18 protein-coding genes are annotated in these 20,921 nt (G+C 45.1%); 7 read left to right on the top strand and 11 right to left on the bottom strand.

Annotation, left to right across the window (positions count from 1 at the left end):
* Positions 1-18: 18 nt before the first annotated feature.
* Positions 19-852: a transposase gene (locus ACFO3I_RS17250; RefSeq protein WP_377336149.1), complete on the bottom strand. Its 834-nt coding sequence runs from the start codon at positions 850-852 to the stop codon at positions 19-21.
* Positions 853-1,421: 569 nt separating this feature from the next.
* Here ACFO3I_RS17250 and ACFO3I_RS17255 point away from each other — a divergent pair.
* The 7 genes from ACFO3I_RS17255 (at position 1,422) to ACFO3I_RS17285 (ending at position 10,055) form a co-directional block, all read left to right on the top strand.
* Positions 1,422-2,819: an undecaprenyl-phosphate glucose phosphotransferase gene (locus ACFO3I_RS17255; RefSeq protein ID WP_377336152.1), complete on the top strand. Its 1,398-nt coding sequence runs from the start codon at positions 1,422-1,424 to the stop codon at positions 2,817-2,819.
* Positions 2,820-2,832: 13 nt separating this feature from the next.
* Complete coding sequence (locus tag ACFO3I_RS17260) at positions 2,833-4,014, top strand: outer membrane beta-barrel protein (protein WP_377336154.1); 1,182 nt, start codon at positions 2,833-2,835, stop codon at positions 4,012-4,014.
* Positions 4,015-4,044: 30 nt separating this feature from the next.
* Positions 4,045-4,572: a polysaccharide biosynthesis/export family protein gene (locus ACFO3I_RS17265; protein ID WP_377336157.1), complete on the top strand. Its 528-nt coding sequence runs from the start codon at positions 4,045-4,047 to the stop codon at positions 4,570-4,572.
* Between the two features lie 2 nt (positions 4,573-4,574).
* Positions 4,575-6,764, top strand: a complete 2,190-nt coding sequence (locus ACFO3I_RS17270) for a GumC family protein (RefSeq protein WP_377336159.1) — start codon at positions 4,575-4,577, stop codon at positions 6,762-6,764.
* The gene (locus ACFO3I_RS17275; protein WP_377336161.1) at positions 6,764-7,489 is read left to right on the top strand and encodes a tyrosine-protein phosphatase; all 726 of its coding nucleotides are present in this window, start codon (positions 6,764-6,766) and stop codon (positions 7,487-7,489) included. The genes ACFO3I_RS17270 and ACFO3I_RS17275 overlap by 1 nt, the downstream gene beginning before the upstream one ends.
* Before the next feature lie 9 nt (positions 7,490-7,498).
* Entirely contained in the window at positions 7,499-8,251 is a 753-nt protein-coding gene (locus ACFO3I_RS17280) for a hypothetical protein (protein WP_377336163.1), read from the top strand.
* 64 nt (positions 8,252-8,315) lie between these two features.
* Entirely contained in the window at positions 8,316-10,055 is a 1,740-nt protein-coding gene (locus ACFO3I_RS17285) for a right-handed parallel beta-helix repeat-containing protein (RefSeq protein WP_377336165.1), read from the top strand.
* 11 nt (positions 10,056-10,066) lie between these two features.
* Here the strand turns inward: ACFO3I_RS17285 and ACFO3I_RS17290 are convergent, their stop codons facing one another.
* Genes ACFO3I_RS17290 through ACFO3I_RS17335 form a run of 10 tightly spaced genes read right to left on the bottom strand, consistent with a single transcriptional unit; the run spans position 10,067 to position 20,885 of the window.
* A complete protein-coding gene (locus ACFO3I_RS17290) occupies positions 10,067-11,518 on the bottom strand; it encodes a phosphomannomutase (RefSeq protein WP_377336167.1) in 1,452 nt (483 codons plus the stop codon).
* Positions 11,519-11,530: 12 nt separating this feature from the next.
* Complete coding sequence (locus ACFO3I_RS17295) at positions 11,531-12,940, bottom strand: mannose-1-phosphate guanylyltransferase/mannose-6-phosphate isomerase (protein ID WP_377336169.1); 1,410 nt, start codon at positions 12,938-12,940, stop codon at positions 11,531-11,533.
* A gap of 39 nt (positions 12,941-12,979) precedes the next feature.
* Complete coding sequence (locus ACFO3I_RS17300; protein ID WP_377336171.1) at positions 12,980-13,447, bottom strand: GDP-mannose mannosyl hydrolase; 468 nt, start codon at positions 13,445-13,447, stop codon at positions 12,980-12,982.
* A 2-nt stretch (positions 13,448-13,449) separates the two neighbouring features.
* Complete coding sequence (gene fcl / locus ACFO3I_RS17305) at positions 13,450-14,409, bottom strand: GDP-L-fucose synthase (protein ID WP_377336173.1); 960 nt, start codon at positions 14,407-14,409, stop codon at positions 13,450-13,452.
* A 3-nt stretch (positions 14,410-14,412) separates the two neighbouring features.
* Positions 14,413-15,534, bottom strand: a complete 1,122-nt coding sequence (gmd, locus tag ACFO3I_RS17310) for a GDP-mannose 4,6-dehydratase (protein ID WP_377336175.1) — start codon at positions 15,532-15,534, stop codon at positions 14,413-14,415.
* 13 nt (positions 15,535-15,547) lie between these two features.
* The gene (locus ACFO3I_RS17315) at positions 15,548-16,315 is read right to left on the bottom strand and encodes a WecB/TagA/CpsF family glycosyltransferase (RefSeq protein WP_377336178.1); all 768 of its coding nucleotides are present in this window, start codon (positions 16,313-16,315) and stop codon (positions 15,548-15,550) included.
* Positions 16,305-17,537, bottom strand: coding sequence for a hypothetical protein (locus ACFO3I_RS17320; RefSeq protein ID WP_377336180.1), 1,233 nt, complete (start codon positions 17,535-17,537; stop codon positions 16,305-16,307). Before ACFO3I_RS17320 ends, ACFO3I_RS17315 begins: the two co-directional genes overlap by 11 nt.
* Positions 17,530-18,663: a glycosyltransferase family 4 protein gene (locus ACFO3I_RS17325; RefSeq protein WP_377336182.1), complete on the bottom strand. Its 1,134-nt coding sequence runs from the start codon at positions 18,661-18,663 to the stop codon at positions 17,530-17,532. Before ACFO3I_RS17325 ends, ACFO3I_RS17320 begins: the two co-directional genes overlap by 8 nt.
* Positions 18,648-19,763, bottom strand: coding sequence for a polysaccharide pyruvyl transferase family protein (locus tag ACFO3I_RS17330; RefSeq protein ID WP_377336184.1), 1,116 nt, complete (start codon positions 19,761-19,763; stop codon positions 18,648-18,650). Before ACFO3I_RS17330 ends, ACFO3I_RS17325 begins: the two co-directional genes overlap by 16 nt.
* A gap of 12 nt (positions 19,764-19,775) precedes the next feature.
* Positions 19,776-20,885: an MATE family efflux transporter gene (locus ACFO3I_RS17335; protein WP_377336186.1), complete on the bottom strand. Its 1,110-nt coding sequence runs from the start codon at positions 20,883-20,885 to the stop codon at positions 19,776-19,778.
* Positions 20,886-20,921 lie beyond the last annotated feature (36 nt).

Consider the following 20,921-nt stretch of genomic DNA (forward strand, 5'->3'; position numbering starts at 1 on the left):
CAAGACCTGACCCCAAAGTCACTTATTGGAGATAATTCTGCTGATAGTTGCGTAATGCAGCTTAAAATGACTGCTGAGCTCAGCCAAGGTGTAGCCTCCACTGCCATATGCCGCGCGAATCGCAGCATTTCGACAATCCGCATGCTGCGTCGTATACCACTCTAATGGCTGCACATCCCGGCTTTTTTGCGCGAAGGGGACTTCAGCCAATAACTCTTCATCAGGCATCTGTTCTTGCATTTGGCGAACAAATTCATCCGACCCCAGATACAACTGATGCTTCAGTTGCGACCACAAATTCACGCCGACACCTTGGGCGACAAACTCCTGGTAACGCCAAATGGCAGTGATCAAATCAGCGGAAAACAACCTTAGCATCGCATCCACCGCCAGCCACTCAGGCGCCAAATGCGGCGCGCAACTAACCCCATAACTGCTCCAACGCCACTGCTGACAATGCGCAACCATTGCAGCGCGAACTGGGTTCAGCACGATATAGCGACAAACCTCCAGCAAATGGCTGTCTTTCTGCACCAGAACTGCATTAAAGCGTCCCTGCAGCAGATGCCCCACCCGCTGATGGCGTCGGTTAAAAGCTTGCGTGTATACGCCATTGAGCTGCCGCATCCCTATGCTCAGGTTGGCTTCAGGCGTTTCAACCAGAATGTGGTAGTGGTTTGTCATCAGACAATAGGCATGGATCAGCCAGTTATAACGCTGGCAAACCTGTTCGAGAACTTTAAGAAACTTTTTGTAATCAGACTCTTGCAGATAGATAGCTTTGTGTTCATTGCCGCGTGACGTGACATGATACAAAGCACCTGCATACTCCAGTCGCAGTGGCCGGCTCATCCTTGACCCCCTCACTGAACTTTCATCCATCCAACTATAGTCCTTCACCACCAAACCAGCAGCAAATCACTGGGGTCAGGTCTTGTATTTTGCGCACCAATACAAAATACAAGACCTGACCCCCAAAGAGGATAAAGACCAGCCCCATAAGAAAAGAAAGTTAGCGCGCGATACAAAATACAAGACCTGACCCCAAAGGGGGGGGGTGACTCCAAAGGGAGGTTATGGAATGTATTTTTTCATCTGAGCAAAGGTTTAAATTTATCGTTGTTCTCACAATAGAAAAATTGCTAAGAAAAATCGTATAAAAATCAACCTCCAAACAAAACCGCCCCTTCACCACTGAAAAATTCGATAAAATCGCAAATAGTTTAGAAATTTTCACCTATTTGATTTTTAAGCGTTTTTAATCAAACCTGCGTAAAGACGGTGTCATATTTACCAGTTACCGTTATAAGGCACGGGTAAAAATTAATCGAATTACTAATTGTATTAAATTTTTCACAGTGTAAAATCTAACTCCTCTGCGCACCCAAATGGCGCAGAATTGTAGTTAATAGGACGTAACTATGAACACTCAAACCGGTTTTAAGGCAGAAGATAGCGGTTCTGGCTTCCTAAACAGATTTTTCGACATCGCTTCCATTAGCGTTGCGTTATATATCAGCCTCAAGCTGCAAGATCAGGTCACTACCACCAACTACATCGTGTTGCTGCTGATGGTGCTGGTTGCCTATTTGTATACGGCAGAATCTCTGCAGCTTTACCGCTCCTGGCGTGTTAACCGCCTGAGCACCAGCATTTGGCTGATTGCTACCTGCTTATTCGTCGCATTCAGCTCCATGCTGGTGCTGACCTGGGCTTTTAAAGTCACCGCCGACTTTTCCCGCCTGGTTGTGGGTGGTTGGGGCTGCCTCGCATTTTGTCAGTTAACCATCTGGCGCCTCTGCGGCCGTCTTATTAAAAACGCATTACACAAAAAAGGCATCAGCACACGCCGCGTCGCAATCGTCGGTTGTACAGAAAATGCTGAGCGTCTGATCAATGAAATTAACCAGCACCCGGAGATGGGCTTAGTGTTTTGCGGCATTTATGACGACAGAACGGCCGACCGTGTATTCAGTTGCTCAGAGCAATTGCTTGGCAAAGTGGAAGACTGCGTCGACGCCGCTCGCCGTGGCACCATCGACAAGCTGTACCTCACCCTGCCAATGTCTGCCGACAAACGCATTGCCGACATTATTCAGCGCCTGGGCGACACCACAGTAGACGTGCACTTAGTGCCTGACTTCCTGTTGTCTAACCTGATGCATGCCCGTTTTGGCAGCGTAGGTAACGTTGAAACCCTGAGCGTGTTTGAATCCCCTTACTTTGGTGCCCGTGACTGGCTGAAACGCAGCTTCGACATTGTGGTCAGCTCCATTGCGCTGATGATCCTCGCCGTTCCTATGCTGTTGATTTCGTTAGCAATTAAATTAACCAGCCGTGGCCCTGTGTTCTTTAAACAAGACAGGTACGGGTTGGACGGCAAACCAATCAAGGTCTATAAATTCCGCAGCATGTCAGTGCAGGAAAACGGTGCCAAGGTTGTGCAGGCTACCAAAGGTGACTCGCGCATTACCCCGTTAGGTGGTTTCTTACGTCGCACCTCACTGGACGAACTGCCGCAGTTTATTAACGTATTGAAAGGCGACATGTCGGTAGTCGGGCCCCGCCCTCACGCCGTAGCGCACAACGAAGAGTATCGTAAGCTGGTGGCGTTTTACATGCTGCGGCACAAAGTGAAACCTGGCATTACTGGCTGGGCCCAAATCAACGGCTGGCGTGGCGAAACAGACTCACTGGAAAAGATGGAAAAACGGGTGGAGTTTGATCTGGCTTACATCAAAAACTGGTCGTTGTGGTGGGATGCAAAAATTGTATTTTTAACCTTTTTCCGAGGCTTTACTGGAAAAAATGTTTACTAAAAAAGGACTATCTATGAAATCCAAGTTGGCGATTATGGTGGCTCTGGCCTGTGCCAGCAGTCAGGTGTTGGCTGTAGACCCACAAACCATTCAAACTGAATCTGGCTTCGACATCACGCCATTATTAACAACTGGCCTGAAGTACGACGACAACGTCACCAGTACCGCCACTGACGAAATCGACAGCTGGGTACTGACTGTTGTGCCTTCTTTAAAGGCCCGTGCTGACGATGGCGTGACCGTGTATGAATTCAATGCCGGCGTGTTCAGTGGTACTTATTTTGACAGCAGCGATGACAACTTTATTGACACCAACATTGGTGGTTTGTTTGACACCCGCCTGTCAGAGCAAAGCAAAGTTAACCTGAAAGCCGACCTGGTATGGGGCCATGAAGACCGTGGTACCGGTATTACCGAAGGCCTGAACAACGATCAGGACGAACCTACCCGCTTAAACAACCAAACGGTGTCTGGTTACTACGAATACGGCGCAAAGGCAGCCCCTGCCCGCATTCGTTTTGGCGCCAAATATTTCAACAAGGAATACATGAACCAGCGTGAAGTTACGCAGTTCCGTGATTACGATTCCTTATTAGGTGGCGTGAATTTCTATTACGACACTCAGTCTGGCACTACCGCAGTGTTTCAAGCCAGTTCTGAAGACATCAGCTACGACATTGTTGACCCGACAGCTCCGCGTGACAGCACCGACACCAACTACAAAGTGGGTGCCGAGTGGCAAATCAGCGCGCTGACGTCTGGTGAAGCCAAAATTGGTTACCAGAAAAAAGACTTTGACGACGCAGGCCGTGAAGATTTCAGCGGTGTCGCCTGGACAGTTAACGCCAACTGGTCACCTCTGTCGTACACCAGCTTTAACGTAGGCACTGGCCGCAAAGCCAAAGATCCACTGCAGGGCGGTGACTACATTAAAGAAACCACCTACCTGGTAGGCTGGACGCATAACTGGAGCGAAAGTATTCAAACCAACCTGTCTTACAACCGCATGGAAGAAGACTACGTAGGTTTAGTGCGTGAAGACACCAACGATTCGTACACAGCCGGTGTCAAGTACGCGTTCCGTCGCTTTATGGATATCAGCCTGTATGGCACGGTAACGGATAAAACATCCACAGTAGAAGGCATTGAGTTCGACCGTAACATTATCGGTATTAACTTCGACTTCTCGCTGTAATTAGTGGTTACACAAGGACATCAGGCGTTTATGCAACAACTCGTAGTACTTATTGTTGCCCTGTGTTTTAGCTGGTCTTCCTGGGTTTCAGCCCAGGAAGACGCCAGTTATTTATTAGGGCCAGGCGACAAAATCACTATTCAGGTGATAGGTGAGCCTGAACTGACCATCGAAACCCAACTTACCGACAGCGGCAAAATTAACTACCCCTTTCTTGGCGAAATTACCGCCAAAGGCTTAACCATTAAAAAGCTTGAAGACGTGGTGTATAACGGCCTGAAGGGCGACTATTTTGTTGAGCCTAACGTGTTTGTTGGTATTGTTGAGTACCGGCCATTTTTTATTCATGGCGAAGTAAAACAACCGGGCGGTTACCCTTACAAACCTGGTATGACAGTCAACCAGGCGGTAGCACTGGCGGGCGGCATGACTGAACGGGCGTCACGTGAAAAAATATTCATTACCCGCGAAGCCAGCAAGAACAAGCAGGAGACCGCCAACCTGAATACCAGTGTAAAACCAGGCGACACAGTGACAATTGAGCAGAGATTCTTCTAACTATGGCAGTAATGGACACAGCGGCCGTGCCGCAACAGCAGGATGTAATAGATCTACGCAAATACATCAGCATTATCAATATTCATAAATGGCGCATTCTGTCACTGGCGGTGCTGGTTACCGTACTGACTGTGCTGGTGGTGCTGAATATTCAAAGCAAATATGCCTCAACGGCCACTTTGCTGATAGAAAGCCAACAGGCCAAAGCTGTGTCTATTGAAGAGGTGTATGGCATTAACTCCAGCCAACAAGAGTACTACCTCACTCAATTTGAAATTTTGAAATCGCGCTCTATTGCCGAAAAGGTGGTAGACAAGCTGAATTTAAAAGACCACCCGGATTTTGAAGTAAAACCCGGCCTGGTAACCCGGTTGCGCGATTTAGTGCCTTTTATTCCAGACCCAAGTGCCGCATTAACCCCAGAGCAAATTGCCTACAAAGAGCGCGAAAGCCTGGTAAACGAATTTTTAGAGCGCTTAAGCATTAGCCCAATCCGTAAAACCCAGCTGGTGCAAATTAGCTTTACTACCTACAGCGCAGACTTAGCCGCACAAGTGGCCAATGCCGTGGGTGACGAATACATTAACAGCCAGCTGGAAGCCAAACTGGGCATTACCCAACAAGCTGCCAACTGGTTAGGTGGCCGTTTAGGCGAGCTGCGCCAGCAACTGGACGACTCTGAAGCCCGCCTGCAACAATACCGCGAAAAAGAAGGCCTGATTGACGTAGCCGGCGTGCGCGGTTTAGGTGCCAAAGAGTTAGAGCGCATGTCCGACGAACTGACCGAAGCCCGTTCACGCAAAGCACAGGTGGACGGTTTTATCCGGGTGATCCGCCAATACGGCATTAACAATATGGAGCAGCTGGAAAGCCTGCCAGAAATTACTGCCCATAAAGGCGTGCAGGACATTAAAACACTGCAGGCAACCACAGAACAGAAAGTATCTGAACTTTCCAAAATTTATGGCCCCAGGCACCCAAAACTGATGGCCGCCAAAAGCGAGCTGACAGCAGTCACCGACAACCTGCGTGGCCAGATTAAAAAGCTGGTGTCGGGTATAGAAAACGAAGCCCGCTCGGTGCAGGAAAACGTAACCTCGCTGGAAGCAGAACTGGCCAAAGCCAAGGTGCAGTACCAGGACACCAGCATTAAAGAAACCACCTACCAACGCTTGGAGCGTGAAGTAGCCACCAACCGCCAGTTATTTGAAACCTTTTTGGCACGGCAAAAAGAAACTGAAGTTACCAGCGACTTTAACTCGGCTATTGCCCGCTTTACTGACCACGCCGTACCAGGCACAGAACCTGTAGCCCCCAAACGCAAACTTATTGTGGTGCTGGCCTTTGTCGCCACCATTGGCTTGGGCATTATGCTGGCCTTTGTGCTGGACGCCTTAAACGACACTATTAAGTCACCAAATGAAGTAGAAAACCTGCTGGGCCAGCGCACCTTAGGTTTTATGCCCGACTTACCACATAAAAAACATGAAGACCTGCCGCTTTACAGCTTTTTTGACGATGACCATAAGCAATACGCCGAAGCAGTGCGCAGCATACGCACCAGCCTGACCTTACTTGCGCTGGACAAGCAGTTAAAACTTATTGAATTAACGTCGTCAGTGCCTTCCGAGGGGAAATCGACCTCTGCGGTTAACCTGGCCTTTGCTTTTGGCCAAATGGAAAAAGTACTGATTATAGACGCCGACATGCGCCGCCCTACCTTGGCCAAACGTTTTGGTTTACCGGCTTACCAGCCGGGCCTGGCTAACTTAATTGCTGGCCGCGAACAACTGGACGACTGCATTGTGGTGGACGAAAAATCGGGCGTTAGCCTGCTGCCTGCCGGTAACGTGCCACCAAACCCGCTGGAATTATTAAGTTCACCGCGTTTTACCGAGCTGCTGCAACAACTGGCACAGCGTTTTGACCGGGTGATTATTGACACCCCTCCAGTGCAGGCTGTAAGCGACGCGCTGGTCATTGCCAAAGCAGCTGACGCCGTGCTTTATGTGGTTGCCGCCGACCAAACCCGTGGTGGCGCCGTGAAAAGCGGCATTCACAAGCTATTGCAGACCGAAAACAACTTGTATGGCGTAATCCTGAACAAAGTAAATATGAAGAAAGTGGCGCAAAGTTATGGTGACTATAGCCACTACGGCTATTACCACTATTACAGCAGCGAGCAAAGCTGATGTACGACCTGCATTGCCATTTTATACCGGGCATTGACGACGGTGCCCGCACCATGGAAGAGGCACTGCAGCTGCTGCGGCTGGCCGAACAAAACGGCATTAGCCATATTGTGGCTACGCCGCATATTAACCCGGGCCATTTCGACAACACTCAGGCCATTATTCAACAAGGCCTGAGTGAACTGAAACAGCAGGTAAAAGCCGAAGGACTGGCCATTCAGCTGGCGGCAGCGGCCGAAGTAAGGCTATGTGCCGAGCTACCGCATTGGGCCGAAAGCGGCATGTTGCCGTTTTTGGGTGAATACCAGGGCTACAATGTGTTGTTACTGGAATTTCCGCACAGCCATGTGCCGGCAGGCGCAGACCGCTTAGTGAAGTGGTTGCTGACCAAACAAATACTGCCAATGATTGCTCACCCGGAACGTAACCGGGACATTCAAAACGATATTAAAAAACTGCTGCCGTTCCGGCGTACCGGTTGCTTATTCCAACTGACTGCAAGCTCGGTATTGGGTGACATGGGCGAAAGCAGCCAGCACACAGCGCTGCAGCTGCTGGAAGAGAAAGCTTTTGACATAGTAGCCACCGACAGCCATAACCTGCTGCGCCGCCCACCCAAGCTGGCAGAAGCGCGAGACTTTATAGCGGGTTTATGCGGTGACGATTACGCCGCATTGCTAACGCATGGCAAACCTGCCCAAATCAGCCGTTCGCATTTTAGCTAGGGGCTTGCCATGCCTGCAGAACCAACGTCAAGACGCAGACGCCACCACAGTAAAACCGCCCAACCCGCTTCAGCCTTATATGGCAACAGCAGCAGCCGCTTATTGGCCATTCCAGCCTTAGTGCTGGCAGGGTTGTTGTGCTGGCATGTATTTAATGTAGGTATGGCCAGCGCCTGGTACTTTAAAGCCAGCAATTATGTCGACTTATGGATTAAAAACGAAAAACTGTTTACTGAACACAGCTGGCAAGACGCCACCACCGCCATAGATAAAGCGATAGAACTACACCCTACCCACCCGCACTATTTATTGGTAAAAGCCAAAATAAACGAATGGGGTTGGTATGGCGGCTTAATGACCAGCCAACAGTTAGAGCAAACGGAAAACTATTACCGCCAGGCAATAGCCATGCGACCTACGTGGCCCAATGCCTATGCAGATTACGCTTATTACCTCGGGGTGACGCAGTTTAGAATAAGCGAATCATTTGAAATATTGGAAAAAGCCAGGAAATTTGGTCCATACATGCAAGAAACATCGCTGAGAACTACTTCGATAGGATTCTCACGCTGGATTTACCTTAATACTCAGCAAAAATTACAGACCCTTCATGCCCTGAGTCTGTCTGTGGCAAACAGTCACTCTTATGCAAAAGCATTGGATATTGTTAAGGTAACAGGCAAAAGTAAGTTGGCTTGCACGTATCTGAAGGCAAGTAACGATTCAATCATAAAAAGTAATTCCCGAGATTTCTGCAAATAAAAAATAATTCATAAAATCTCCCGATCAGACCACGGACAAAAATGTAATCTATAGAGGTTTAATTATGAAAATGGTAAAGATTTATTTCCTTGCCTGCCTATTCTCTATTCCTGCATCGGCTAAAGAAATACATGTGTCATTATCGGGAAGCGATTCAAATGAGGGGAGCTTGCTGAAACCGCTTAAAACTATCGCAGCAGCAAAGAATAAGGTGCGCAAATTAAACAAGAACATGACCGAAGATTTAAATGTATACATCCATGAGGGTATATACCACCTAAATGAACCACTAGTATTCGACAGCCAAGACTCAGGCACTGAAGGACACTCAATCTCATATCAAGCTTTTGGCAATGACATAGTTTCAATCCGAAGCGCAATCTATTTAAATAAATGGAAAAAAACAGAATTAGGTGATGAAATATATAAAAGCAACCCACCAAAATTTAATTATCGACACTTAATTATCAATCAATCTTTTGCCACAAGAGCAAGGGCACCAAACAAAAAATCTGACGGCACGTTTGGCCCCTACTTTAAAGCACAGGTACTTAACAACACCACTATAGAACTTGAACCAGAGAAGCTACTGACTGAGTCAAGCTACCAAGGCGATATTAAAAGTGATATTGAGCTCATAAAAATAGATCATTGGTATCACAACAGAATAAAATTGAGCTCAATCAAAAAAATAGACAATAAAATAATAGTGAAAACTCCGAATGAGAAACCTCTGCACAAACCCCTAGATTTCTACAAAAATACAATTTACTACTTAGAAAACAGTATCGGTTTTTTAGATGACAACAATGAATGGTTCTATGACAAGAAAGATTCGGTCACCTACCTTAAAGAATCCCCAAAAACTATCCAAAAGAAAAATAACATTTGGCATCCTACCTTGGAGAACTTAATAACCATAAGTGGTTCCCCAACCAATCCCGTAGAAAATATAGAATTTAAGAATTTGACAATTGAAGGCACAACGTGGCTTGCCCCTCAGGACAAGAGTATTAATTTTACTCAACTTGCACAACCGCTCAAAGGTTACGAAGCAACCGTGCCGGCTACTATAGCTTTAAAACACACCAAACGTATCAAAATCAAAAACAACACTATTAGGCTATCTGGGGGGAACGCCATTAATCTATTTGATTCAGATGAGTCAGAAATTGAAGGGAATAAAATCTACAACATATCCGCGAATGGAATTCAAGTCGATAGCGACATACAAACACCTGATGACTCAGAACGCAGCACTGATGTATTAATTTGGAACAATGAAATATTCAATACTGGACAAGAGTTCACCAATGGAGGAGCAATTCTAGTAGGTAATACCAAAAACACTGTCATTGAGCATAATTTAATTTACAACCTACCATACACGGGAATACAGCTTTGTAACCAACCAGGAAATAAAAGACACATAGGATGTGAAAACAATAGAATCTGCTACAACCACATCCATAATGCAATGCGTTTGCATGACGATGGCGGAGCAATTTATACGCTAGGTGGCCACCATAAAAATACAGTTATTGCTGAGAACTTCATACACGATGTAAAAGCAGGTCTTTGGGCAGGAAACTATCCTGTAAGCGCTATATATTTAGATAATTTCACATCAAATGTTACAGTTAGAGATAATGTCATCGTTGGCGGAAAGGCAGAAGAGCGGAACGGATCTAAAAATAATTTCCTAATTGGAAACGATACCAACGATGAAACAATAAAGGCCAAATCTGGTATTGCGCGTGGCTACAATCCTAAATTGAGCAGCTGCTCAGCAGCCGCTCATTAATTAATGAATTTTTAGCTAGGAGTATAAAGGCCGGACACTTTCTTCAATGTTTCTTGCACCAGCTCTTTTGCCGCGAATTCACTTGAGGATTCTGCATAACAACGTAGTTCAGGCGCGTTGCCGGATGGGCGCAAATGCACAATCTCGTTATTTGCCAGCGTTAGCCGCAGACCATCCGTGGTATCGACAGACACAACTGGAGAATGCAGCTGCAACCGGGCAGCAAAGTCAGCGATATTGTCTTGTGCTGCGGCAAGTAACGCTTTGCTTTTATCGGTTGCAAAATTAGTAATGCGGTCACTGGCAGTGAAGCACTGCGGCAGCTGATTAAGCAGTAATGACAACGGTTTACCTTGTGCCAGCTGCACTATAGCGAGGAAAGGCAACAAAGCGTCACGGGTTGGCAGCGCCTTTAAGCAATGCTGATCATGCTGTAAATCCGTTGCCAGTAAAAAGCCGCCATTGGCTTCAAAACCAGCAACTTTTTTATAGCTAGACAGCGGTTCAAAACCAGCAATCACATAAGGCGAGCCAATTTTAGTGCGGGTAACTTTGCTAAAGGCGCCACAAGCCTCAATGGCCGTATTGCAGCTGACCGGCACAGCAAGCGCATCAATTTCAAGCGCTTTGGCGGCCAGCAAACACAGAATGTCACCACGAAACCAGCGGCCGCGCTCGTCAGCAACCAAAGGCCGGTCACCGTCACCATCCGTAGAGAAAATCATGTCCAGCTGATGTTGCTGCGCCCACTGCTGTGCCCTGGCTTCATCTTCTGCGGAAACCGCTTCTGTGTCGATAGGCACAAAAGTGTCGGAACGCCCCAAAGGGATCACGGTAGCGCCCAACTTTTGCAGCAGCGCAGAGTAAATGTCACGCCCGGCACTGGAATGCTCGTACACACCAACCCGCAGCTTGTCTGCCAGCCCTGCACCAAACCACTGTAAATATCGTTGCTGATAAGCTGTGGCAGCAGAGTCAGATACAACCAGTGAAACAGGCTGCAGCGGCCAGCTAAATTCAGCAGCCTGCCTTAACATGGCCTGTTCATCCTGCTTGGTGATCTCACCCTCTGCGCGGTAAAACTTCAGGCCATTGCGATCAAAAGGAATATGGCTGCCAGTGACCATAATGGCGGGTATGCCCTGCTGCATAGCGGCATAAGCTAACGCCGGAGTAGGTAATACACCGTAGTACTCCACTTGAATCCCCTGCTGTTGCAACAATGCGGCACAGTGCGCAGCAATTTCCGGGCTGCTTGGCCTGTTGTCTATCGCCAGCGCCATGCGCTCGACAGAAGAACCCTGTTGCACTGAGCCACGGCTATGCTGTACCACACGCAAAAATGCCAGAGTAAAAGCTGCACAAACTTCTGGCGTAAAATCCACCACCAGACCACGGGCGCCGCTGGTACCAAACTGAATACCACTGTCAGCAATCACTTGGTTGCAAAGCAGAGTTGTCATGCTGTTCGTCCTTTAACTGCGGCCATAGCGGTCTTCAAACCGCACAATATCGTCTTCACCTAAATAACTGCCGGACTGCACTTCTATCAGTTCCAATGGCACTTTGCCCGGATTTTCTAATGCATGCACGGCGGTCACAGGAATATAAACCGATTGATTCTCGGTGACTAATTGCTCTTTGCCGTCAATAGTGACGCAAGCGGTGCCCGACACCACAATCCAGTGCTCGGCGCGGTGGTGGTGCATTTGCACAGACAATTTAGCCCCCGGTTTTACCGTAATACGTTTAACCTGAAAACGTTGACCATTGTCGACCGAGTCGTATTTACCCCAGGGCCGGTACACTTCGCGATGGAAAGTGACTTCAGAGCGGTTGGCCTGCTTAAGCTGGTCGACGATTTTTTTAACGTCCTGGGTTTTGTCTTTGTGGGCCACTAATACCGCATCTTTGGTATTCACCACCACCAGATCCGACACCCCAACCACCGCAACTAACTTGTCTTCTGTGTGAGCATACAGGTTGGATGCCTGGTGAACTAACACGTCCCCTTTAAGTACGTTGCCTTCGGTATTTTTGCTGGCGACATCCCATAACGCAGAGAAACCGCCAACGTCGTTCCAGCCAGCGTCTAACGGCAGTACAACTGCGTCTGCAGTTTTTTCCATCACGGCGTAATCGATAGAGTCGTCCGGGCAAGCGGTAAATTCAGCTTTACCTACCCGAATAAAATCAAGGTCGGTGGTTTTTACCGCCATAGCGGCCTGACAAGCAGCCAGAATGTCTGGCCTGTGAACTGCCAGTTCGGCCAGGTAACGACCCGCTTTGAACATAAACATACCGCTGTTCCAGTAGTACTGGCCTGACTCTAAATAAGCCTGAGCGGTTGCAGCGTCTGGCTTTTCGACAAAAGCCTGTACCTGATAGGCGTGGTCACTGTTTACCGTTTCACCGCGGCGAATATAGCCATAGCCGGTCTCGGCATGGGTAGGCACTATGCCAAAAGTAACCAGCTTACCCTGCAATGCCAGTTGCTCACCGGCAGCTATCACCTTGTGGAATGCGTCGGTGTTTTTAATAACATGGTCGGCTGCCAGCACTAACAACACAGTGTCTTCACCATAATGGGCAACTGCCTCCAGCGCTGCCAACGCAATGGCAGGCGCCGTGTTGCGCCCGACAGGCTCCAGCATCACCTGGCTAGGTTTGGCTAATTGGCGCAACTGTTCCGCCGCAAGAAAACGGTTATCGTCATTACAAATCACTAATGCAGGTTTGTGATCCAGACCATTCAGGCGCAACAAGGTTTGCTGCAGCATGCTGTGGTCGCCACACAGCGGAATAAACTGCTTAGGGTAATTGCCCCGCGATAAAGGCCACAAACGGGTACCGGAACCTCCGGCCATAATGACTGGAACAAACATATCATCTCTCCTTTTTCTTCCTCAGCGCAGCGTTATCGTTCACTGCAACCCGTCAGGCCCTGACAGAAAATACAATTTAGTATGCCGGTGTACGTCTGGCCGGCTTAATAACTCTTCTACGCTCATCCATTGGTAAGCGTTGTGTTGCTCCAGCGGAAGGTCAGCAACCTGCTCCAGAAGCACCTCGTGCCCTAAGGCCACATAATGAGTAGAGGGGGTGCTGCCAAATACACTGTCATCATAAAAATGATCAAAGGCACCAATTAAACGGGCCTGTGTATAGTCCAGCTCTTGCCCCAGCTCAGCCAGGGTAAGGCGTTTAAATGCGTCGGCAAGGGCCTCACCTTTGCAAATGCGGCCTCCGGGCACAAACCAATACCCCTGAGCAGGCCGGTTTAACCTTTTACCCAGCAATACCAAGCCCGAGCTATTTCGCACGATCAGATCGACAGACACCAGCGGTGTAGCGGCAACAACCTGCTGAAACAGCTCTTTTTCCAGAAACACTGTTAGCCCCTGAAATTATGCTGGTTAGCCAAAAACCACTGGTAAGTGGTGGCTAAGCCTTGTTCCAGGCTGACGCTGGCTTGCCAACCCAACGCCTTCAACCGGCTGACGTCCATTAACTTGCGTGGAGTGCCGTCAGGTTTACTGCTGTCAAACACAATAGCGCCCTGATAACCCACTACCTTAGCAACAGTTTCAACCAGTTCCCGAATGGTACAGTCGATACCAGTACCTACATTGATATGGCTGAGCATAGGCTCTGTGTGCTGTTGGTAAATGGCACTGTCCAGTTCCATGACATACACACTGGCTGCTGCCATTTCGTCAACGTATAAAAATTCGCGCATAGGCTTGCCCGTTCCCCAGGCAACAACCTCGGCAGAGCCCGCAAGTTTTGCTTCGTGAAACCGCCGCAACAGCGCTGGGATAACATGGCTATTTTGTGGGTGAAAATTATCGTTCATGCCATACAGGTTCGTCGGCATGACGGAACGATAATCGCGACCATATTGGCGGTTGTAACTTTCGCACAACTTAATACCGGCAATTTTGGCAATGGCATAAGGCTCGTTAGTCGGCTCCAGCACTCCGGTTAACAATGCCTGCTCCGTCATTGGCTGTTCGGCATGCTTAGGGTAAATACAGCTGGACCCCAAAAACAGCAGCTTTTGAACTCCAGCCATATGGGCAGAATGGATAATATTGCTTTCGATCATCAGGTTTTCATAGATGAATTCGGCCGGGTAGCTGTTATTGGCAACAATGCCCCCCACCCTGGCAGCAGCCAGATAAACTTCATCTATTTGCTCAGCCTGAAAAAAAGCCTGCACGTCGGCCTGACTGAGCAGATTCAGTTGCTGTCTTGAGCGCGTAATCAGCTCAATATCTGGCCTGGCGCTTAACTGCCGTACCAAAGCGGACCCGACCATGCCGTTATGGCCTGCAATAAATACCCTTTTCATGCCTTACTCCACTGACACAGAAACGTCGTAACCATGTTTCTTCAACAAAGCATGTTGTTTAGCTTTGCTAAGATCGGCCGCTACCATTTCGGCGCACATGTCTTCCACAGTAATCTCTGGTTCCCAGCCCAATTTTTGCTTAGCTTTTGACGGGTCGCCTAACAGAGTTTCTACCTCGGCAGGGCGGAAATAACGTGGGTCAACTTTTACAATAACGTCACCCACATTAACGGCCGGTGCGTAGCTGTGATCGACCGCTGTGACTGTGGCAATTTCATTCACGCCTTCGCCGCTGAACTCCAGGCTGATACCGGCAATTTTTGCCGACATACGTACGAATTCCCGTACCGAAATTTGTTTGCCTGTGGCAATCACAAAGTCTTCTGGCTTGTCCTGCTGCAGCATCATCCATTGCATACGCACGTAGTCTTTGGCATGGCCCCAATCACGCAGCGCATCCATGTTACCCAGGAACAGACATGGCTCTAAACCATGGGCAATATTAGCAATGGCACGGGTAATTTTACGGGTAACAAAAGTTTCACCCCGGCGTGGCGACTCGTGGTTAAACAAAATGCCGTTACAGGCATACATACCGTAGGCTTCACGGTAGTTAACCGTAATCCAGTAAGCGTACATTTTGGCCACCGCATAAGGGGACCGCGGGTAAAATGGTGTAGTTTCTTTTTGCGGAATTTCCTGCACTAAACCGTACAACTCGGACGTAGACGCCTGGTAAAAACGGGTTTTCTTTTCCAGCCCTAAAAAGCGGATAGCTTCGAGTAAACGTAGCGTACCCATAGCGTCAACATCGGCGGTGTATTCAGGGGACTCAAACGACACAGCCACATGAGACTGAGCACCTAAGTTATACACTTCGTCTGGCTGAACCTGCTGGATAATGCGGGTTAAGTTTGAGGTGTCGGTTAAATCACCGTAATGCAGAATAAAGTTTTTATTGCTGACATAAGGCGCCTGGTAAATATGGTCTACCCGCTGCGTGTTAAATAACGAAGCACGGCGTTTAATACCATGCACTTCATACCCTTTTTCCAATAAAAACTCGGCCAGATAAGAACCATCCTGCCCAGTGACACCAGTGATTAACGCTACTTTCTTTGACATCTTAGGTCCCTCTTTAGTGAAATCTTTTTTTAAACAGTAATTGCTGTAAGAAGTAAAAAATAAATCGTGGATTTTGCTTCAAATAACGCTTCCATAAACGCTTAGGCTCACTGAGCAATCTGAATAACCATTCCAATCCAATTTTTTGCATCCATATAGGTGCATGCATTTTACTGCCAGAAATGAAATCATATGCAGCACCAACGCCCAACATTACACAGCCGACATGCGGCTTTGCATTAGACATCCAGATTTCCTGTTTTGGACAGCCGATTCCAACAAACAGAATATCAACTCGACTAGAATTGATTTCTTTAAAAACAGCCGACTCTTCGTCATTAGTTAACGCGCGGAATGGCGGTGAATAGGCATAACTAATTACAATATCTGGATACATCTGTTTTAAGCTATCTTTGACGCGCTCTAATACCTCATCTGAAGAACCACCATACAATCCTACATGGAGACCTTTAGTCGCCGCTTCTTGACATAGTAGCTTCATGACATATTCGCCGCGAGTTTGCTGAGCGTCAGTGCGCCCTAACATTCTCTGAGCCATTGATATAGGCAGACCATCTGGCAACACCAGATCTGCACCATTAACAATGTTTTTAAAATGGTCGTTATCAAATGTTTCCATACACATATGTACATTTGACAAACAAACATATGAACCAGAATCAGCCGATAACAACAACTTAAGCTGTTCCATCAATTTGATTCTACTGCCCGTAGAAACGCTCATTTTAAGAACGTCTACTCTGTCATTATTATTGGCCATTTATATATCCTTTTGAATTTATATATCTTTCAGAAATCGCCATAAAAGCGAATGGTAGTGCAAAGGATGATGACGAATAAATAACCACATTAGAAAAAGACATCCAAACAAAATAACCAAAAATTAATCCACTACCAACACCAAACATTAGAAAGGCATCAGACTCAAAAACCAACCGCCTAACTTTATGAAACGCCCTTACTTTAAAAAAAATAAAACACAGCATAATTACAGAAATTATAAATCCTCCTAGACCAGTATCAACAGCCAAAACCAATAGGTCATTATGAGGCTCTTTACCTTCAAAGAAGGTATAGTCATTATTTATTAAGCTTTTTGCTGTACCAAGCCCGCTAGGAAAAAAACCAAACTGATGTTGATCGAGAATAGATTCCATTAACACACCACGCTCACGGTCTCTAATGAATTCAACATCAAAACGCCCTTTTAGAGTTTCCGAGATGATATAGTCTGGTCCCATTCCTTCATAAAACGAATACTCGACAAACTTCTCATTAGTAAAAAGGGCAAAAATCGCGAGGGATATAGCCAAAAAAGATACAAAAAGTCTCCACCCCTCTAGGTATCCTCTAAGAAATAAAATTACAAAACACGCAATTGATACCGAAATGAATGCACCGCGCTGCATCACAATCAAAATAGATGCTAAAGAGACCAAAAGTCCAACAAACTGATAAATACCGTAACCATTCTTTGCGAATACAGCGAAACTTAATACAAAAAGAAAAGCGGCGTTAAACTTAAAAAAATGTCTATCAGTAACCCCTGCATAGACGCCGTCCTGTTCTCCACCGAGAACCAAACTTACCACACAAAACAATATGTACACGCACAAAACATTATTTATCACTTCCGACAGAGAAACATCCCTAAATGAACCATACTTGATTGCGTAGTATACTAAAAAAGGAAATGTTATTTTTATAAAGTACTGAACTCCAGACATAATTGCGGGCGAAACAATTAATGACAAAGTAATAAAAAAAGAAAAAACTATAAAAGCATAGAAGAAGACACCATCTACCGGGTATCTTAATCTATAGACATCAAATATATACCACAAAAGAAACACATAGATAAAAACATCCTTTAAAGAATTCAATGAAATTGGTCCAACCTCGATGCCACCTATAAAAGGAATTTGCAAAGCCGACACGCAAGTCAGGATGTAGAACACATGTAAAAAGCTAAGCTTATTCACCTTTTTTTACCATATATAAAGTTTTCGCTATTGTTTCATGTACAACAATATGACTCATATTATTCTTATATGAATCCAGCGCAGAGCAGCTCATCTTAAAATACTTGTCTTTGTCCTCGAACACACTAATGATTGATTGAGCATATTCCTGCGGATCATCATAATGGACAAACCCGTTTCGGCCATCAGAAATAATTTCAGGAATTGCAGCTATCCCTCTTGAAATGACTGGAACTCCACATGAAAACGCCTCCATGATTACCCCAGGGAAACATTCCTTATCATATTTAGTAGGAAAGACCATCAAAGAACTTTCGTCTAGCATCTTGAATTTTTCGTCCCCATAAATGGGGCCTTCCAAAACGACGTTGTCAATTTTTTTTGAATTCATATGTTGATTGAATCGCAATCTTTCCGACTCAGAAAAAAACGGTCCATAGACATGAAACGAAAAGTCAATTGCCAGCCCTTTAGAGAAGCACATATCGTTAAAGGACTTAACAATATCCAGAAACAGCAATGCTCCTTTTGATTCAGCTATATTAGATATATAGATAATTTTCTTCGAATCAAATCTTCTACAAATTTTTTCCTCATCAATTTCACTAGCAGGTTTTGTTAAGCAATTGGATATGATATAAGGATTCGGACTTACTAAATTAACATCGTTTGCTAAGTTGTTTGACATACAAATAAATTTACATTTCTGCAAAATACTCGTTAAAAAGAACCGCCCACCAAGGCTCGCACTTGAAATGCTTCGGCTCAATCCACGATTTCTCATATGGCAAACAACTTTTGCTCCAAATAATTGGGCAAAAAGAATCAAAATTACATCTTTATAAAGGGCGAAACCTGTAGCACTAAGAGTTATGTAGGCTATATCTATTTTTTCCTTAGTGACGACCCTAATAGTCTTATAGATTAGATCGAATACATTGATTATCTTCTTAAATCTAAATGCACCAACATCACCAATATTGTCAGCAGTCTGTATCGGTATTACAGTGACATCGCAAGCGCTACAAAAAATATCAGAATTAACTAAATCCTGATTCCTCAGCGCTGCACCATGTATTGGTGGAGGGAGTTGCACAAGCATCAAGACGTTCAGCTTCTCTCGCATAAGAACTCCTCTACAGTTGTCTTATACGAGCCATAGCTAATCCCTAAACTATCCTTTTCATCAGTAGAATTGATGAAACCATTAAGTACATCTTTATTATTAAAGAAACTTCTGAGATAGAAGTAATCGTGGGACGGCAGTTGGCCAATTGACGCGTAGAATCTTCGAGACTTAGGCGTATCAGATAAACAAAGAACCTTTTTACCCATACTTATAGCGCTAACACCCACGTGCAGCTTAGTTGTTATTATGTGGGAGGATTCATTTATAGCACAGAGCACATCTGTCAAAGATTTAAACCGGACAATAGTTTTATCTCTGTTTATTCCAGCTGATAGAATGTCGAATGCTCCATCCAAATTAGTAGTCTCTTCATTATCAGAAAATATAACAACATTTTTAATTCCATCATTAGAGTTGACTACTTTAATAAGATCCGTAACAAATCTTCTTTTGAAGAAATTACTGCAGTCAAATTTATCTGTGACATGCACCCCCAGAGTAATCGCTCCATCATTAGAAAACTTGTCTTGCAATACACCTGACAACTTCATTTTTTCAACGATTGGAAGAAGCTCAGTAAGAACCAAATCTTGGGAATGGACAATATTCGCCGAATCGGTAACTTTGCTCTGGACAAAACTGAGAGATTCTTTATTTCTGACAATAACAAACTCAGCATTATCAAAAATTTTCTTTACAATACGTTTCATTTCATCCGAATAGATCGGACCAACTTCAACACTAATAAAACAATATGGAATTTCGTTTTTTATAAGGTAATTACTAGCATTAATAAAATATGCATCTGAGATCCATTTTTTGCACCACTTCTTTCCATTGAAAAAATTGTGAGCCAAATACCCACCTCCGGTGAATATACATTTGTATACTTCATAATCGGCGAGTTCTTCAAATGCTACATTGGTTATTTTTAACCCAATTTCAGAAAGCTGTTCAACTAAGAAATTTCCCGTATCAAGAACTAAAACCTCGTAGTTTAAATCGATGCAGTACTGCGCAACGATCGCAACCATCAGCGTATCGCCATAGTTATTATGATTGACTCTTCCCGCAATCAGTATTTTTTTTCTTTCCATAAAAATAAACTCTTATACCAGCGCTAATGATGAAAAATTAAGCTTTCTCTTTACATACAAAAAAGAAATAAACCCCTGAACCATTAATGGTACGTTTACTGCAGCCACCATTAAATAGATATTATTTAAAGCTATAGAAAAACCGCAAAGAACAAAAAAAGAAAACACTCCAAAGTAAACAGATCTACGTGTATATGTTTCGTTACCTGTCATATTAAGAACCTGCAATGAATTACTGAAAACGCAGAAAATCAATTGACATATAGAAGTTAAAACAATAACCCAAGAATACTCTAAGGACACGTTAAAAGATTTCACTATAAAATCAGAAAACAAAATTATAATCATCGCACAAGCAGAGCAAGACAATACAACGAATAGATTGCACTTTCGCACTAAGCCAGATAATTCATCTAACCTGCCCTCTTCGTGCATTGATGATATTCTAGGGGACAAATAGATACTCGAGGCAATTGATATTAATCCCATAGCAGCACTCAGTCTTTGGGCGAGCGCAATTGCTTCAACATGTTCCTTTTGCAGGGCGTACCCGGAAGCGACTTGGCCGCCCCAATACATAATCAAGTTCAACACACCTGATACAAAAAACACTCTGCTAGAGATGACTACGTTGAAGCAATTTCTAACATTAAACTTTTTCAAAGCACTGTAAGGCATACAAACAAGAGCTGCCAGCATCAAAGATACGCACCACATCCACAAGAAAATATCTTTGTATTCGATATCAAAAACAAAATATTCAAGAAAGAAAAAGACTGACAAGATCATTAAAGATACCGCATTCATTACGAATGCAGACTTTATTCCTTTAAGATCGCGTGCATAGCACCTAGCACTAATCTGCAACAAGGTAAAAAAGGTGTTGCATAAGAAAAATAAGAAAACGAAGATATAGTCAAAAAACAACACCAAAACAAAAGAAAAAACAAATGACACAACTATTGAAACAAAATATATTGCAGATAATTGACCACCAAAATCATCTTGTTTGGCGCTTTTTAAAATATAATTATCAGAACCAAACCTTGATATATATGAGATTATATTTACGGCACTGAATGCCACAAAAAAATTTGCAGCATCGCTAGGATAGTAGTTCATCACCACATACGTAATGAATATAGAAAATATAGCACC

It is taken from the genome of Rheinheimera marina (assembly GCF_042654345.1).
Taxonomy (GTDB): Bacteria; Pseudomonadota; Gammaproteobacteria; order Enterobacterales; family Alteromonadaceae; genus Pararheinheimera; species Pararheinheimera marina.

Bases quoted from the DNA above. Each gene is read 5' to 3' on its own strand.
- ACFO3I_RS17250 (WP_377336149.1), bottom strand. From the start codon at position 852: ATGAGCCGGCCACTGCGACTGGAGTATGCAGGTGCTTTGTATCATGTC.
- ACFO3I_RS17255 (WP_377336152.1), top strand. From the start codon at position 1,422: ATGAACACTCAAACCGGTTTTAAGGCAGAAGATAGCGGTTCTGGCTTC.
- ACFO3I_RS17260 (WP_377336154.1), top strand. From the start codon at position 2,833: ATGAAATCCAAGTTGGCGATTATGGTGGCTCTGGCCTGTGCCAGCAGT.
- ACFO3I_RS17265 (WP_377336157.1), top strand. From the start codon at position 4,045: ATGCAACAACTCGTAGTACTTATTGTTGCCCTGTGTTTTAGCTGGTCT.
- ACFO3I_RS17270 (WP_377336159.1), top strand. From the start codon at position 4,575: ATGGCAGTAATGGACACAGCGGCCGTGCCGCAACAGCAGGATGTAATA.
- ACFO3I_RS17275 (WP_377336161.1), top strand. From the start codon at position 6,764: ATGTACGACCTGCATTGCCATTTTATACCGGGCATTGACGACGGTGCC.
- ACFO3I_RS17280 (WP_377336163.1), top strand. From the start codon at position 7,499: ATGCCTGCAGAACCAACGTCAAGACGCAGACGCCACCACAGTAAAACC.
- ACFO3I_RS17285 (WP_377336165.1), top strand. From the start codon at position 8,316: ATGAAAATGGTAAAGATTTATTTCCTTGCCTGCCTATTCTCTATTCCT.
- ACFO3I_RS17290 (WP_377336167.1), bottom strand. From the start codon at position 11,518: ATGACAACTCTGCTTTGCAACCAAGTGATTGCTGACAGTGGTATTCAG.
- ACFO3I_RS17295 (WP_377336169.1), bottom strand. From the start codon at position 12,940: ATGTTTGTTCCAGTCATTATGGCCGGAGGTTCCGGTACCCGTTTGTGG.
- fcl (WP_377336173.1), bottom strand. From the start codon at position 14,409: ATGAAAAGGGTATTTATTGCAGGCCATAACGGCATGGTCGGGTCCGCT.
- gmd (WP_377336175.1), bottom strand. From the start codon at position 15,534: ATGTCAAAGAAAGTAGCGTTAATCACTGGTGTCACTGGGCAGGATGGT.
- ACFO3I_RS17315 (WP_377336178.1), bottom strand. From the start codon at position 16,315: ATGGCCAATAATAATGACAGAGTAGACGTTCTTAAAATGAGCGTTTCT.
- ACFO3I_RS17325 (WP_377336182.1), bottom strand. From the start codon at position 18,663: ATGCGAGAGAAGCTGAACGTCTTGATGCTTGTGCAACTCCCTCCACCA.
- ACFO3I_RS17330 (WP_377336184.1), bottom strand. From the start codon at position 19,763: ATGGAAAGAAAAAAAATACTGATTGCGGGAAGAGTCAATCATAATAAC.
- ACFO3I_RS17335 (WP_377336186.1), bottom strand. From the start codon at position 20,885: ATGAACTACTATCCTAGCGATGCTGCAAATTTTTTTGTGGCATTCAGT.